We start from the raw sequence: 15,826 nt of genomic DNA, 5'->3' as shown, positions 1-15,826 counted from the left end.
ACGCAGGAACCAACGAGTTGACAATAGCCTTGGAGGATGGCGGAACGGCAACAGCTGATTTGAGCGCATTGGATAATCCGGGCACCGATGACCAGAATCTGACCGGCGCTACCTTGACCGGTAACAGCCTACAGATAGATATCGAGGGTGGATCATCGACAACCGTGGACCTTTCCAGTTTGGTGGGCACGGATGACCAGATCGCCAATGAAGTGAACATCACCGATGCGGCAGGTAACTTCACCGCTACGGAAGTGGAAGGTGCCTTGGCCGAATTGGCCGCGGGCAGTACGGACGACCAGAACATCGAGAGTCTTGGCGTTGACGTGGGAACCAACATACTTACAGTGGGCATCGAGGACGGAACCGGCCAGACGGTCGATCTTTCTCACTTGGACGATTCGGGAACCGATGACCAGAACATAGAGGGTTTAGCTCTTTCTGGAGCTAACGTATTAACGGTAGGCATCGAGGACGGAACCAGCCAGACGGTGGATTTATCCAGTTTGGTGGGCACCGATGACCAGAATCTGACCGGCGCCACCTTGACCGGCAACAGCCTACAGATAGATATCGAGGGTGGATCATCGACAACCGTGGACCTTTCCAGTTTGGTGGGCACGGACGACCAACAATTGGATGATCCCAACACATTGTTCAACGCAGGAACCAACGAGTTGACAATAGCCTTGGAGGATGGCGGAACGGCAACAGCTGATTTGAGCGCATTGGATAATCCGGGCACCGATGACCAGAATCTGACCGGCGCTACCTTGACCGGCAACAGCCTACAGATAGATATCGAGGGTGGATCATCGACAACCGTGGACCTTTCCAGTTTGGTGGGCACGGATGACCAGATCGCCAATGAAGTGAACATCACCGATGCGGCAGGTAACTTCACGTCCACGGAAGTGGAAGGTGCCTTGGCCGAATTGGCCGCGGGCAGCACTGACGACCAGAACATCGAGAGTCTTGGCGTTGACGTGGGAACCAACATACTTACAGTGGGCATCGAGGACGGAACCAGCCAGACAGTGGATCTTTCTCACTTGGACGATTCGGGAACCGATGACCAGAACATAGAGGGTTTAGCTCTTTCTGGAGCTAACGTATTAACGGTAGGCATCGAGGACGGAACCAGCCAGACGGTGGATTTATCCAGTTTGGTGGGCACTGACGACCAGAATCTGACCGGCGCCACCTTGACCGGCAACAGCCTACAGATAGATATCGAGGGTGGATCATCGACAACCGTGGACCTTTCCAGTTTGGTGGGCACGGACGACCAACAATTGGATGATCCCAACACATTGTTCAACGCAGGAACCAACGAGTTGACAATAGCCTTGGAGGATGGCGGAACGGCAACAGCTGATTTGAGCGCATTGGATAATCCGGGCACCGATGACCAGAATCTGACCGGCGCTACCTTGACCGGCAACAGCCTACAGATAGATATCGAGGGTGGATCATCGACAACCGTGGACCTTTCCAGTTTGGTGGGCACGGATGACCAGATCGCCAATGAAGTGAACATCACCGATGCGGCAGGTAACTTCACGTCCACGGAAGTGGAAGGTGCCTTGGCCGAATTGGCCGCGGGCAGTACGGACGACCAGAACATCGAGAGTCTTGGCGTTGACGTGGGAACCAACATACTTACAGTGGGCATCGAGGACGGAACCGGCCAGACGGTCGATCTTTCTCACTTGGACGATTCGGGAACCGATGACCAGAACATAGAGGGTTTAGCTCTTTCTGGAGCTAACGTATTAACGGTAGGCATCGAGGACGGAACCAGCCAGACGGTGGATTTATCCAGTTTGGTGGGCACCGATGACCAGAATCTGACCGGCGCTACCTTGACCGGCAACAGCCTACAGATAGATATCGAGGGTGGATCATCGACAACCGTGGACCTTTCCAGTTTGGTGGGCACGGATGACCAGACGGTCGACAGCCTTACCTTCAATCCGGGGACGGGCGAATTGGCCATTTCCTTGGAGAATGACGGAACCGCTCCAGTGACCGTTGACCTTTCTGCTTTGGATACCGATACGGATGACCAGCAAGTGGATACCTTCAGTTTCAATGCTGGGACGGGTGAACTTACCCTTGAGGTACAGGATGACGGCCAGGCACCACATGTAGCAGATCTATCCGCCTTGGATACGAACACGACGAATACGAGCTTGACCGAGGACGGCACGAACCTTATCCTTACGGACAGCGATACCAATACGGTGACCATCCCATTGGCCGATATAGGCACGGATGATCAATACGATGATGAAGTTCTTTTACGAACTGCAATTGATGTCGATGATGCGGAAAAAAGTGTAGCACAGGGATATATAGAGGAAACAACCGTTCAGGAAGTAATAAACGCAATTGCACCTATTACATCAAAAGCAGCTAGAATTTTCTATCCGCCCTCAATCGCAGTTGATGCTTCGACAATTGTAAACAATGCTACCATCGATTTATATCAAGAGTATATCGATCAATTTGGAAGCCCTACTATGGCAAGTGTAGGGGCCCCTGCAGCGCTGCCAACATACTTAAAAACCGAGCTTTATTACTATGTGACTTATGCTGATCCTGCTGTGTTGAATATTGATAGCATAAGTGCCGATGGCGTAATGCAATATGATGTGGTGGGTATGCCTGCAGATTACAATTCATTGATTAACGTAGTGTTTGTAGTTAAATAATAATACTAAAGAATACCGATCCAAATCGATTTGAAATACTCCAAGACATATAAAAAGATATTCCTCAGCATGGTGTTTACCTTATTGGGGATTGTTGTGTCTAATGCACAGTTTTTGTTGCAGGCGCCCAATAGTAGTGATGAACATAATTACCAATGGTTTGAAGCTTCGGACACTTCAACGGTTTTAGGTACTGATTTCTTTTATGAAGTTACCACGCCTGGGATTTATTTTGCAACGTACGACGGTACACTTTGTGGTTCAAATGCATCGGGTTATTTTATTGTGACCAATTGCAGTGCCCCCGATAATGAAGTTACTTTGGATATTAGTGCCAATGTGGATCTTTCCTCCGGTGCCACACTGAGTTGGAGTCCGGCGGTAACGGGGGACCAAACCCGCCCAACAGTGATTTCAACATTAAGTGTTACACGATATACAGCGACAGTAACCAAAGCGGGAAATAGTTTTGATTTGCCCAACTTTACCGTGGTGTGTATTGATCAAGCAGCAAACTTGGTTGATGATCTTGTAACAACTGATGAGGATGTTCCGATTGTAGTGGATATTTATGCCAATGATTCCGGTTTACCGACCACCGGAACCTTGACTACCACGGTTCCTACCAATGGAGTTGTAAACATAGATGACAACGGAACACCAAACGATCCCTCGGATGATATAGTCACCTATACACCGAATCCGGATTATAACGGACCTGATACCTTTGATTATACGGTTTGTAATTCTTCAGGCGATTGTAGCACGGCAACTGTAACCATTGATGTGCTGCCGATTGTTGATGCTTTGGATGATGCAGTGGCCACGGATGAGGATACACCAATAGATATTGATGTCTTGGCGAATGACAATGACATTCCGACCATAGGTACATTTACAAATACCGATCCAGCAAATGGAATTGCGCTCCATAATGAGAATAGTACACCAAATGACCCATCGGATGATTGGATGGATTATTCACCGAATACTGGTTTTGTAGGTAACGATACATTTACGTATACCATTTGTGATGCTGCTGCTAATTGTAGTACGGCTACTGTGACCATAGTTGTAACCAACGCTTTGGATTTAGACTCGGATGACGATGGAATTGTGGATAGCTTTGAAGATTTGGATTTGGATGGCGATGGAGACCCATCGACAAATCCCACAGATACGGATGAGGACGGGTTTGCCGATTATTTGGATATCGATAGTGATAATGATGGGATTCCAGATAACGTAGAGGCACAAACGACCCAAGATTACATTGCACCTAGTTTGGTAGATGCCAATGCAAATGGACTTGATGATGCCTATGAAGGAGGTGCTTTAGGATTATTCCCTGTCGACACCGATGGTGATAATCTACCGGATTATTTAGACGATGATAGTGATAATGACAATGTACCTGACCGTATTGAAGGTCATGACCAAGACCACGATGGTATTGCCGATGTTGTTTTGATCGGCTCTGATAAGGACAATGACGGATTGGATGATGGTTATGAAGGAGCAGCAACTATTGATATTGATGTCAATGATGAGATCAATGATCCTTACAATGATTTACCCAATACAGATGGAGATAATGAATCTGATTATAGGGATACCAATGACGATGATGATTCGTTGATGACCATAGATGAAGATCTTAATGGTGATGGGGATTATTCAAATGATGATACCGACGGAGATGGCACACCTGATTACCTTCAACCGAATGTTCCAGAAGAGGAAGTGGAAGTCTTTAACGTAATCACACCAAATGGTGATGGTGTACATGATGTCTTGGTAATAGGTGGATTACAAAATTACCCGGACAATACTTTAAGAATTTATAATAGATGGGGTGTATTGGTCTATACTACAAAAGCGTATAATACGAACGGTAATGTTTTTGATGGAACCTCTGAAGGAAGGGTTACCGTAGAAAAAGACAACAAACTACCCGTAGGCACCTATTTCTATATCCTTGATTATGTAGATGTAACCGGTAAGACGATTACACTGTCAGGGTATATTTATATCAACAGATGATGATTATAATGAAGTGTATGAGAAAGATCGGAATAGTTTTACGGACATTAGGTTTTGTGAGTATAATAATATTATTCTTCGCAGAAGAAGTTCGGGCCCAACAAGATGCCCAATACACGCAATACATGTACAATACGGTGAGTGTGAATCCTGGATATACCGGTTCAAGGGGCCATTTGAGTATCGCAGCTTTGCACCGATCCCAATGGGTAGGCCTCGATGGTGCGCCTAAGACCCAAACTTTGAATATACATTCCCCTGTCGGCCATAATGGAGTGGGTATGGGTATGTCGATTGTCAATGATGAAATCGGACCAACTTCAGAAACATATTTAGATATTGATTTTTCATATACCGTGAAAACCTCCGATGAAGGGAAGTTGAGTTTTGGGTTAAAGGCTAGTGGTCATTTATTGGATATCCGTTTTTCTGAACTGAATCAATTTGCACCGGACCAAACTTTAGAACAGGATATAGATAATAAGTTTTCCCCTAATTTTGGGGCAGGGGTCTATTATCATACCAATAAGTTCTATGCGGGGATATCGGTCCCAAGATTTCTACAGACTTCACACTTTCAAGAATCTTCCTTATCCACGGCAAAGGAACAGATGAATTTTTATTTGATCACGGGTTATGTCTTCGATTTGAATACGGATTTAAAATTCAAACCAACGATTCTGTCCAAGGTGGTTCAAGGGGCACCTTTACAGTTAGATCTTTCGGCTAACTTCATGTTGAGCGACACGTTTATTCTTGGCGCGGCCTATCGTTGGGATGCGGCCTTAAGTGGTATGATCGGTTTTCAGCTCAATGAATCTTTTTTAATAGGCATGGCCTACGATCGTGAGATTACCGAGCTGGGCAATGCAGCTTTTAACGATGGTTCATTTGAAATCATTCTCAGATATGATTTTATAAAGACCAAAGGTTATTTGAAGTCACCTAGGTTCTTCTAGCAGGTAAATCATTAAATACATCCATCACTATTTTTTATTAAAGGCTTAACTTAAAAGTTAGGCAAAGGTCTTACTTTTACAGAATGAAGGAAGAAGAAGAAGTCATTCTGGTAACCGAAAAAGACGAGCAAATTGGTACCATGCCCAAAATGGAAGCCCATGAAAAGGCTAAGTTACACAGGGCTTTCTCTGTTTTTATCATGAATGATAAAGGCGAGACCATGCTGCAGCAGAGAGCGGCACAAAAATACCACTCCCCTTTGTTATGGACCAATACCTGTTGTAGTCACCAAAGAGTAGGTGAGACGAATATAGAGGCGGGTCGAAGAAGATTGCAGGAAGAAATGGGATTTAAGGCCGATTTAAAGGAACTGTTTTCATTTATCTATAAGGCGCCTTTTGATAACGGACTGACCGAACATGAATTGGACCATGTAATGATGGGGTATTACCATGGCGTTCCTAAAATCAATCCGGATGAGGTAGCGGATTTCAAGTGGATGAAGCCCGAGGACATTCAAAATGATATTGCCAAAAACCCCCATCAATATACCATATGGTTTAAGATTATTTTTGAAAAATTTTACGACCATTTAATACATAATATGAACCATGAAAGTAAAGGTTAGTAGAAAGGCACATTTTAATGCAGCACATCGATTATATAGGCCAGAGTGGGACGAGGCCAAGAATAGTGCCGTTTTTGGTAAGTGTAATAATCCAAATTATCATGGTCATAATTATGATTTGGTGGTTAGTGTTTATGGCGAGGTCGATAAGGATACGGGTTTTGTGATGGATATGAAAATTTTGAAAGCCCTTATCAAGGAGAAAATCGAAGACGCACTTGATCATAAGAACCTTAATGTAGAAGTCCCTGAGTTTAAGCATTTGAATCCGACCGCTGAGAATATTGCCGTTGTTATTTGGAACAAATTAAGACCAGATATCGATGCTTCCAAGGACTTGGAGGTTGTCCTTTATGAAACACCAAGAAACTTTGTAACCTATAATGGGAAATAATCTTAGATCAGCCTTAATTTTATTATAAATCAAATGAAACTATATCCATTTAAGTTCCAACCCATATTGAAAGAACGTCTTTGGGGCGGCACAAAATTAAAGGAGGTTTTGGGGAAACCCATTGTGAGCGATATTACCGGGGAGAGTTGGGAACTTTCGGCCGTACAAGGTGATATCTCAATCGTTGCCAATGGTGCTTTGTCTGGTACTCCACTCCAGGAAATCATAGATCAGGAACCCGAAGCATTATTGGGTAAGGAGGTTGTGAGACGATTTGGAAAGGATTTTCCTATACTAATCAAATTCATTGACGCTAAACAAGACCTTTCCATACAACTACATCCGAACGATAAACTGGCAAAAGAGCGTCATAATTCTTTTGGTAAGACCGAAATGTGGTATGTCATGGATGCCGATCCTGGGGCTAATCTTATCGTGGGTTTCAATAAAAACGTGACGAAAGAGGAATATTCCAAAAGCCTGGAAAACAATAGTTTGTTGGATTTATTGAATTATGAACAGGTAGAGGAAGGGGATACATTTTTTATCAATACAGGAAAGATTCATGCTATTGGGGCTGGTGTACTTCTGGCCGAAATACAACAGACCTCGGATATCACATATCGCGTTTTTGACTTTAATAGAAAGGATAAAAACGGAAATCTTAGGGAGTTGCACACAGATTTGGCATTGGATGCCATGGATTATACCAAAAAAGACGACTTTAAAGTAGTCTATGATAAAAAGTCGGATGTGGTGAATACCATGGTCGAGTGTCCTTATTTTAAAACCAATTACTTGAATCTTACACAAACTTTGAACTTGGATGTATCTAAAAGAAGTTCGTTCACTATATTAATGTGTGTAGACGGTTCGGCAGAAATTAGCACCAATACAGGGTCGGTTGACCTTAAAAAAGGGGAAACCGTTTTAGTGCCCGCCAATTCGCAAAATCTCACAATAAATACCAGAAACACGAAATTGTTGGAAGTTACCGTATAATTAAAATAAGTAGGTTTACCTAAAGGAGAAGACGTTTAAAATAGTATTTTTGCAAAAAAATAAATAGACAATGGCAAGTATAAGGGATTTAAAGAAAGATATAAATTTCGTTTTGGGTGATATTATTGAAGCGGTTTATATTGTGGAGGCCGCCAATAGTAAGCAGGACTCAAAGGAAGGTGTTAAGATAATAGATGATGCTATCCAAACATTCGACGATTTAATCGCCAAAGTGAACATTAGGAAGGTTGAGGATAGAAAAGCACATTTGAAAGGCGTTCGCCAGGAATTGGAGCAAAAAGCGGTTGCCTTGGTCGATCGATTGAACAAATTAGGATAAGACCTCACAGGTTAAACAATATAGAAAATCCAGCCTTGGCTGGATTTTTTTATTTGTTCTTTTTCCTTTCCTCTAAAAAGTTCTGGAGCGCTTTACCATATTTTGATTCGGCGACTTCTTGTGTGAATGAATTATTGATAGAGTCTAGATACTTTATATTAGCATCAGAAACCTCTGTTAAAGCAATATAGGGGGCTATATAAGAATCTTTATTGTTCAGAGCGAAGTTTAACGCGAAGGCATACCCTTTTTGAATATTTTTATCCGATAGTTTTTGAATGGAATCGAGTTGGTTCGTATCCAAAGGTTCCTCACGGTTCATAGTACCTTGCATTATTTCAAGACTGCGCTTATTGAACCTTGTCATGGTCTTACGGTATTCTTCCAATTTTTTATGTGTAGCAGATCCTTCAATCTTGGCATTGGTGTCAAAAGTGTTCCAATTCGTATTTATGGTTATAGTACCTGGTTCGCCGAAAAAGTCTATTCTATCATTAATATCATTATTGTCCTTTTTGTTAAGGTAGAGGTAGAAAATTTCAGGACTTTCAAGCTTTGTTTTGAATGAAAAGCTGCCATCACCATCCACTTCCAAGGAATCAAGGGTTACCAAAGATGAATCCGGGACATGCTGTAGGTATAAAGTACCTTTCTTAAGTCCTTTCACGTTTCCGGTTACGAACATGGTGTTGGTTGTATCCTCGCTACAGGAAATCAATAAAAGGGTAATACAACCTAAGTAGAATAAATATTTCATTTGAATGGAATTTCTTCGGTTACTAAGTTCGCCAAATGTATGTATTTCATTAGTTGCGCAAATATCAATAAACTTTACTTAATTCTAAACATTTGCCGCAACTTCCATGAGAAGTCCGCAAATATAGGCCCCTGCAGTACCCACAACATAACCCAAAACCGCCAGAAGTATTCCTACGGATGTCAAGGAAGGATGAAATTCCGCCGCAACAATAGGCGCGGATGCGGCACCTCCTACATTAGCCTGACTGCCGACGGCGAGGAAGAAAAATGGGGCCTTGATCAACTTGGCGACAAAAATTAGCAAGCCTGCGTGGATCGAGATCCATATGATACCTACCACAATCAATCCTGGATTTTCAAGGAATCTTCCCAAATCCATCTTCATACCAATGGTCGCCACAAGAATATAGATGAATAATCCACCTATTTTACTAGCACCTGCCCCTTCATAATTCTTTGCTTTTGTGAAGGATAGCATAATACCAGCGGTGGTTGCAAAAACGACCATCCATAAGAATTTGGACCCCAAGGATGATAACGCTTTCTCCTTGTTTCTAATGACTTCAAAATTATTTTCCAAAAAGGTGGCAAAATGGTCAGCAAAAAAGTGGGATAATCCAACAGCTAAAAATGCCAAACAAAGCATCATGATATAATCATGCAGGGTAGTTACCCGGGTAATCTTTTCGGTATGTGCCGTAACCTTGGCCTTTAAGGTTTCAATCGAGGAATTATCGGCCTTTAGCCATTTATCGATCCGATCTGATTTTCCAATACCCAATAAAATGATGGCCATCCATAGGTTGGCCACAACAATATCAATAAGCACCATGTCCCCGAATTTTTTTGGATTGAATTGGAATACCTCCAACATGGCTGCTTGGTTCGCACCACCGCCGATCCAACTACCGGCTATGGTCGTCAAACCACGCCAAACGGCATCAAAACCCACGCCGCCTACAGTTTCGGGCGAAAAAATGGAAACAATCAATATAGCAATTGGGCCACCTATGATTATCCCTACTGTTCCCGTTAAAAACATGATCAAGGCTTTTGAACCAAGGTTCATGATAGCTTTTAAGTCTATACTCAAAGTCATCAAGACCAAGGCTGCAGGTAATAGATAGCGACTGGCAATATAATACAAGTTGGAATGTTCCTCAGAAATTAGTCCTACACTCGTTAGGATTGCTGGAAGCATATAACACATTAAAAGTGTAGGGATAATGGTATAGAACTTTTTCCAAAATCCTTTTTTTAGGGATGAGGTATAGAAAACAAAACCCAAACAGAGGCTTAATAATCCAAAAACAATAGTGTCTTCTGTAAGAGGGAGTTCATGCATAGGGAATATTTTAAGGCATTGGGTTCAAATATAGTCAAATCTTAAAATGTAGTTTGAGAAAATGGGCAACGCCGTCCTGCGCATTTTCTAAGGTAATATAATCGGCCAAAGATTTAACTTCGTCACGTGCATTGCCGACCGCCACACCACAATCTACCCTTTGCAACATTTCGGAATCATTATAATTATCACCAAAGGCTATGACGTCTTTAAATGAATACGAATTTTTGATCAACAGGTTTATGGCCGTTAGTTTTGAAACACTTTTAGGACTTACCTCAATCAGCGTATCGTTCGAGCGATATATATTCATGACCGAATGATATTCCGCCTTCAGTTGTGGCATTATGCCTTCAATCGTTTCAAAAGTACCCATGAGCATGATCTTATGGGCTCCAATTTTTCGACTTTTCCATTCCTTAAGCGTTTTCGATGTCTTTTGATATATAGGCTCCGCCTTGGTATACAGGATTTCTTTTGTTACACGTTCCGAATTTTCTTCAACAAACCATTCATCCTTATAATACAATCCTAGTTGTATATTGTATGTCTGGGTAAGTTCGTACAGTGTTTCTATGATCTCAACATCCAGGAGGGTCGAGTGTATTTCATTTTCCATATCAAGGACCAAAGCACCATTGTAGCATATTATCGGCTCATTTTCAATACCAAGATCTTTTTGTATGTAGCGCATGGCCTTTGGCATTCTGGCGGATACCAAAATGATTTTGGTGGTTGGTTTTATTCGGTTAATTTCAGCTATGGTAAAAACCGAAACATCGCTTTTGGTAGACAGTAGGGTACCATCCAAATCTGAACATAAAATTCTGTGGTTCATTCTAAATATTTAGCCAATATGTAAATTTGAGATTTATAGACCGCACTCTCGGGGCAAAAGTATTGACAAAATAATTATCATTATAAACTAGATACAAATCTGATAAAGGGGCGAATCTCCATTGCAGTCTGGAGTTAAAACCTAAATTATCTTGTTGGGTACTGTATTGTACCAAAGAGGACCAAAATAGGGATTTGTTAAACGTAATATCGATTTTAGGGCTAAGTAACCACAGATTGGCACTTGCATAGGGTTGGGGCAATTCTATTCTGTTATAATCAAAGAGCATGGAAATATATACCTTGGGTTGAAAACGATATGTCATCATTCCTTGAACCGAATATTGTCTGCCATTAAAGAACCGACCTAAGGTAGTCTCCAATTGATAGGAAAAAATCTTTCTTCGGTCAGAATTATACTCCAGTTGCACGTTGTTATAATAATAGCCTAGATTCTCGGGTAAGGCAATAGCGCCATCCTTTCCAGTAGGTTCAAACTCCTCGGTTAAAAAGGTGAAATTATTTTCCATACCGATACTGACCTGTGAAAAATCCAGGAATCTGGCCTCCCATGTACTTCTGAGCGTATAATCCGTATTTTTTAGGTCCATACTTGGACTCCAAGTGAAAATGGGGAAGAATCTAAAACTATGGGTATTGATGATTCCTTTTTTTGGCCAGTAAATCCTCTCGAAACCCACAATGCCTTTAAAGATATCGGTCCTACGGATAAAACCCAAGTCGGATCTAAAGTCCTCACCCACATAAACGAATTTGGAATATGTGCTAAAATACCTTGAATTATAATCAAGGGTCGCCCCTGCAGAGGCATCCTTGCCACCGCTATTATGCGCAAATGATTTATGAAGAAAGAACTTGCCATTCCATCGATTGCCCTTCGAAATCAGGTCATAATCAATGCCAAGAACCCTGTTGTATTTGTCCTCGGGCTCCAAAAAATCATAATCTTTCAAAGCCTGTCTGTTAATGAAGAACATGCCAATAGAGGACCGTTCAAAAACCCGTTGCTGAACGGCGAACATCATATTGTTATTGGAAGTGATTTTATTCGTTTCATCCGCCTCGGTCTGGATGCCAAGGACACCTAAGCGCAAACGTTTGTTCAACTTACCACTGAGTCTGATCCCTCCGATAATTTTATTTTCGATCGAATTGTCTGCAGTATCTACTGCGATTCCAATTCTCCGAGAAAAAAAGGGGTTGGCATCGCGAACATCACCAAAACTGGCAAAAAGATCACTATTATCTATAAAAAACTGCCTTTTTTCAGGAAGTGATACTTCAAAACGGGTCAGGTTGGTCACCTGTTCATCTACTTCAACCTGTGAGAAATCGGGATTTATCGTAATGTCCAAATTCATACTATTGCCAATAGCGAATTTGGCATCACCACCCACCTTTACATTGTTGAGCTTTTCATCATTTTCGAAATCACTTCGGGAAATGGCATTTATGAAAGGGATAATCGCCAAAGGCGTTCTAGACCTTCCCAAAGGTTTTTCAAAAACCATATCACCCATAAAAGTGAGGCCAAAGACATTCTGGTTTTGTGGGATTTGCATCCAAGTACTGGTTTCATTCGATTGGGTGTCGAAACGATAACTGTTGAAACGCCATTTAGTCTCCCCTTCTTTAAATTTGAAAGCCGTAAGGGGAATGATCATTTCGGAAGTATAATGATCATCATAAATTTTGGAGTCCCCTTTCCATTTGGTATCCCAAGAAATTGTAAAACCCCTTCTATCATTGCCGCCGCCGGAGACTAAACCTTCCCTTCGAACCCCAAATGGATTTATACCGAATAAAAAGGCATTGGTGCCATCATTGAAGGTATCGAACAACAAGCTGATATTATCGCTGTCACCGGCCCTGAAATCCCGTTTCAAGGTTTGTACCCTATAATCCCTCCCAGCGGAATATACGGTGATCCCAATATAGAGATTTTGATCATCGTATAGCATTTTAATGTCTGTTTGTTGCCTTGCCTGAATCGAATCTAACGGGAAATATTCCCAAAATCCATAGGCACTTTCAGCAGACTCCCATATCGGTTCGTCTAAAACGCCATCCGGGGTTATGGTCTCGGTATTCGAAATAAGCTTTACAGTAAAGCTTTTTGGTTGGTTTTGTGCGAACGTGATCGTAGTGGTTAAGATAAGTACAAGAACACTTAGGTATCTCGACATCGGTGGTTAATTTAGCAACTATCAAATTTAGGATTTTATCACGTAAAAGACGACCAAATACCCTAAGAAAGGCTTCCTTTTTTTAGGATTTATAGACTACTTTTAAAACCCTTTATAAACCATATTTTTCCGTTTAAACATATGTTTACATTGGGTAGTAGATTATGTTTTATCCGGTAGAAAATATTTTGTTATGATCGAGATTAAAACGATAGTGGGCTAACTTGATTATTGGCTGATTTTATCGTCTTAGTGTTCATTTTATGATTTTGAACCCGAACGGAATCTTTTTGCCTTCTTTTTATTGGGATTTTTAAATAGGCGTTTAAAAAAACCATCGCGTTTAATAGGTTCACAATCCAGTAATTCCAAAACTGTTGCATCCGGTTTCGAAAATCGTGCTTTGGTCATTACATTGAATTCTGGATCTCTATTCAACTTCTGGTACCATAGGGCAAATAGGGGTAGAGCGGCGTTGGCACCCTGACCTAAGCTAGTGCTTTTAAAGCCTATTTCGTGATTGTCGAGGCCCACCCAACTCACATGTACCAATTTGGGCGTAAGGGCTACGAACCAAGCATCTTTATTATTTTGGGTAGTCCCTGTTTTACCCGCAATATCATTTTTTAGTTTATAGGATGTTCGAATGCGTGATGCCGTACCTTGATCAATCGTGGATTTCATCATTTCCAGCATTATTTGACCTGTTTTCTTCGAAAATGCAAAGGAATTAGACCTTTTTGGCTCAAAATGAGCTAAAATAGAGTCTTTTCGGTTGGTAATGGTCTGGATCAAATAGGGGTAGACCGCTTTTCCATTATTGGTATAACTGGCATATGCCCCGGCCATTTCATTGACATAAAGTTCTCCGGTACCCAATGCCAAGGAAGGTTGCTTGGGCAGCTCAGAAAGTACTCCCATATTTTTGGCCTGTTGGATCACGTTTTCGATTCCGGTTTTTTCCAAAACTTTTACCGCCACTGTATTCACTGAATTACTCAAGGCCATTTCCATAGAATAGTTAAGATACGCTTCATCTTTATCGCCAGAGTTGCTAGGCGACCACCCCTTTAAATTTTCATATTCCACTTCCTGGGCCGAAAAATATGTACAAGGCGAAATACCTGTCTCAAGTGCGGCCGTATAGACAATAGGCTTAAATGTGGATCCTACTTGCCTTTTACTCTGGGCCACATGGTCATACTTGAAATACTTGTAATTGATACCCCCGATCCATGTTTTGACCGCACCGGTTTGGGCATCGATCGCCAAAGAACCGGTATTAAGAAATTTCATATAGTGCTGCACACTATCTACAGTACTGGCATTTACCAATTTTTCACCTTTCCAGTCGGCAAGGGTCATCGTCCTTTTTTGTTGGAGGGTATCCATGATCACCGCATCATCCCATCCAAGTTTTTTTAGTTTTTTATATGATTCTGTTCTTTTGACCAGTTTCTCTATAAGTGCTTTGTTCTTTAGCCAAGGGGCGTTCTTACCATGGCTTTTTTCGAATTCATTTTGCAATGAAGACATATGGATGGCCATGGTTTCCTCGGCCAATTGTTGCATTTTGGAATCCAAGGTGGTGTAGATTTTTAAGCCAGAAGTATACAGATTGTAATTTTGGCCATTTTCATTTTCAATTTCACACCATTTACGAAGTATTTTTCGAACTTCTTCCCTAAAATAGGGTGCCATACCTTCATCATGGTCAAATTCACGATAATCCAGTTTTAATGGGAGTGCTGAGATACTGTCTTTCTCAATTTGGGACAAAAAATCGTTATTGAGCATTGCCTGTAAGACTAAATTTCTCCTATCGGTACTTTTTCCTGGGAACAATCTCGGGTTATAACTATGGGTCGCCTTGAGCATACCGACCAGCGTAGCCGATTCTTCGATATTCAATTGGTCTGTTGGCTTATTAAAAAATTTTAGTGAAGCGCTTTCAATGCCATAGGTGTTGCCTCCAAAGGAAACGGTATTGAGATAGTGCCCAAGGATCTCTTCCTTGGTAAAGAGGTTTTCCAAACGCTTGGCAATGATCATTTCCTTAACCTTATTCACGATAAGGTTGGTTTTATTGCGTTCCTTACGGGGATATAGGTTTTTGGCCAATTGCTGTGTCAGGGTACTGCCACCTCCCGATGATTGGTCTTGCATCAATATGGTCTTAAAGCCCACCCGAAGAAGACTTTGATAGTCTAAGCCAGAATGCTCATAAAATCGCTCATCCTCAATAGATACCAGGGCATTGATCAAGTGTTCTGGAAAGTTTTCATAGGGAATGGGCTGTTGGTCGTTCAAATAGTACTTTCCAATTAAGACACTATCCGCAGTATATACCTCCGAAGCCCTATAATAATGAAATGTAGCAAGCTCGTTTTTACCAGGAAGTTTACCCCATGCCCCAAATCGAACACTGAGTAAAAATAAGAATATCCCAAAAAAAATGGCCACTATGGCCATAGCGGCATATCTGACATATACGGATTTTATATTCTTTAAAACCAATTCAATTTATTTTGGGTATGCAAGATTAAACTAAAAAATTAAATAGAAACAACACTTAACATTAGATTAAAATCCTT

General features: G+C 41.7%; 12 protein-coding genes. 7 read left to right on the top strand and 5 right to left on the bottom strand.

Annotated features, from left to right (window positions below; translation table 11 throughout):
• The 7 genes from HPE63_RS15920 to HPE63_RS15890 form a co-directional block, all read left to right on the top strand.
• A partial coding sequence (locus HPE63_RS15920; RefSeq protein WP_188315271.1) for a beta strand repeat-containing protein occupies nucleotides 1-2,717 on the top strand: 2,717 nt, incomplete at its 5' end.
• A gap of 69 nt (nucleotides 2,718-2,786) precedes the next feature.
• Nucleotides 2,787-4,760, top strand: a complete 1,974-nt coding sequence (locus tag HPE63_RS15915; protein WP_188315299.1) for a T9SS type B sorting domain-containing protein — start codon at nucleotides 2,787-2,789, stop codon at nucleotides 4,758-4,760.
• 17 nt (nucleotides 4,761-4,777) lie between these two features.
• Nucleotides 4,778-5,719, top strand: a complete 942-nt coding sequence (locus HPE63_RS15910; RefSeq protein WP_223198191.1) for a PorP/SprF family type IX secretion system membrane protein — start codon at nucleotides 4,778-4,780, stop codon at nucleotides 5,717-5,719.
• Between the two features lie 83 nt (nucleotides 5,720-5,802).
• Nucleotides 5,803-6,348: an isopentenyl-diphosphate Delta-isomerase gene (idi, locus tag HPE63_RS15905; RefSeq protein ID WP_188315270.1), complete on the top strand. Its 546-nt coding sequence runs from the start codon at nucleotides 5,803-5,805 to the stop codon at nucleotides 6,346-6,348.
• A complete protein-coding gene (locus HPE63_RS15900) occupies nucleotides 6,332-6,742 on the top strand; it encodes a 6-pyruvoyl trahydropterin synthase family protein (protein WP_188315269.1) in 411 nt (136 codons plus the stop codon). Before idi ends, HPE63_RS15900 begins: the two co-directional genes overlap by 17 nt.
• 33 nt (nucleotides 6,743-6,775) lie before the next feature.
• Nucleotides 6,776-7,744: a type I phosphomannose isomerase catalytic subunit gene (locus tag HPE63_RS15895; protein WP_188315268.1), complete on the top strand. Its 969-nt coding sequence runs from the start codon at nucleotides 6,776-6,778 to the stop codon at nucleotides 7,742-7,744.
• A 70-nt stretch (nucleotides 7,745-7,814) separates the two neighbouring features.
• Nucleotides 7,815-8,084, top strand: coding sequence for a hypothetical protein (locus tag HPE63_RS15890; RefSeq protein WP_188315267.1), 270 nt, complete (start codon nucleotides 7,815-7,817; stop codon nucleotides 8,082-8,084).
• A 49-nt stretch (nucleotides 8,085-8,133) separates the two neighbouring features.
• Here the strand turns inward: HPE63_RS15890 and HPE63_RS15885 are convergent, their stop codons facing one another.
• The 5 genes from HPE63_RS15885 to HPE63_RS15865 all read right to left on the bottom strand — a co-directional run bounded on the left by HPE63_RS15885 (nucleotide 8,134) and on the right by HPE63_RS15865 (nucleotide 15,749).
• Nucleotides 8,134-8,841 (bottom strand): DUF4369 domain-containing protein, encoded by a 708-nt coding sequence (locus HPE63_RS15885; RefSeq protein ID WP_188315266.1) that lies wholly within the window; start codon nucleotides 8,839-8,841, stop codon nucleotides 8,134-8,136.
• An 84-nt stretch (nucleotides 8,842-8,925) separates the two neighbouring features.
• Nucleotides 8,926-10,188, bottom strand: a complete 1,263-nt coding sequence (locus HPE63_RS15880; RefSeq protein WP_188315265.1) for a DUF819 family protein — start codon at nucleotides 10,186-10,188, stop codon at nucleotides 8,926-8,928.
• A 34-nt stretch (nucleotides 10,189-10,222) separates the two neighbouring features.
• Entirely contained in the window at nucleotides 10,223-11,026 is an 804-nt protein-coding gene (locus HPE63_RS15875; protein WP_188315264.1) for an HAD family hydrolase, read from the bottom strand.
• A 1-nt stretch (nucleotide 11,027) separates the two neighbouring features.
• Nucleotides 11,028-13,232 (bottom strand): DUF5916 domain-containing protein, encoded by a 2,205-nt coding sequence (locus HPE63_RS15870; RefSeq protein WP_188315263.1) that lies wholly within the window; start codon nucleotides 13,230-13,232, stop codon nucleotides 11,028-11,030.
• 261 nt (nucleotides 13,233-13,493) lie between these two features.
• Entirely contained in the window at nucleotides 13,494-15,749 is a 2,256-nt protein-coding gene (locus HPE63_RS15865; RefSeq protein WP_317172921.1) for a transglycosylase domain-containing protein, read from the bottom strand.
• Between the last annotated feature and the right edge of the window lie 77 nt (nucleotides 15,750-15,826).

The organism is Maribacter arenosus, from assembly GCF_014610845.1.
Classification (GTDB): Bacteria; Bacteroidota; Bacteroidia; order Flavobacteriales; family Flavobacteriaceae; genus Maribacter_A; species Maribacter_A arenosus.
This window is presented reverse-complemented; position numbering and strand designations above follow the sequence as displayed.

Bases quoted from the DNA above. Each gene is read 5' to 3' on its own strand.
- HPE63_RS15915 (WP_188315299.1), top strand. From the start codon at position 2,787: ATGGTGTTTACCTTATTGGGGATTGTTGTGTCTAATGCACAGTTTTTG.
- HPE63_RS15910 (WP_223198191.1), top strand. From the start codon at position 4,778: ATGAGAAAGATCGGAATAGTTTTACGGACATTAGGTTTTGTGAGTATA.
- idi (WP_188315270.1), top strand. From the start codon at position 5,803: ATGAAGGAAGAAGAAGAAGTCATTCTGGTAACCGAAAAAGACGAGCAA.
- HPE63_RS15900 (WP_188315269.1), top strand. From the start codon at position 6,332: ATGAAAGTAAAGGTTAGTAGAAAGGCACATTTTAATGCAGCACATCGA.
- HPE63_RS15895 (WP_188315268.1), top strand. From the start codon at position 6,776: ATGAAACTATATCCATTTAAGTTCCAACCCATATTGAAAGAACGTCTT.
- HPE63_RS15890 (WP_188315267.1), top strand. From the start codon at position 7,815: ATGGCAAGTATAAGGGATTTAAAGAAAGATATAAATTTCGTTTTGGGT.
- HPE63_RS15885 (WP_188315266.1), bottom strand. From the start codon at position 8,841: ATGAAATATTTATTCTACTTAGGTTGTATTACCCTTTTATTGATTTCC.
- HPE63_RS15880 (WP_188315265.1), bottom strand. From the start codon at position 10,188: ATGCATGAACTCCCTCTTACAGAAGACACTATTGTTTTTGGATTATTA.
- HPE63_RS15875 (WP_188315264.1), bottom strand. From the start codon at position 11,026: ATGAACCACAGAATTTTATGTTCAGATTTGGATGGTACCCTACTGTCT.
- HPE63_RS15870 (WP_188315263.1), bottom strand. From the start codon at position 13,232: ATGTCGAGATACCTAAGTGTTCTTGTACTTATCTTAACCACTACGATC.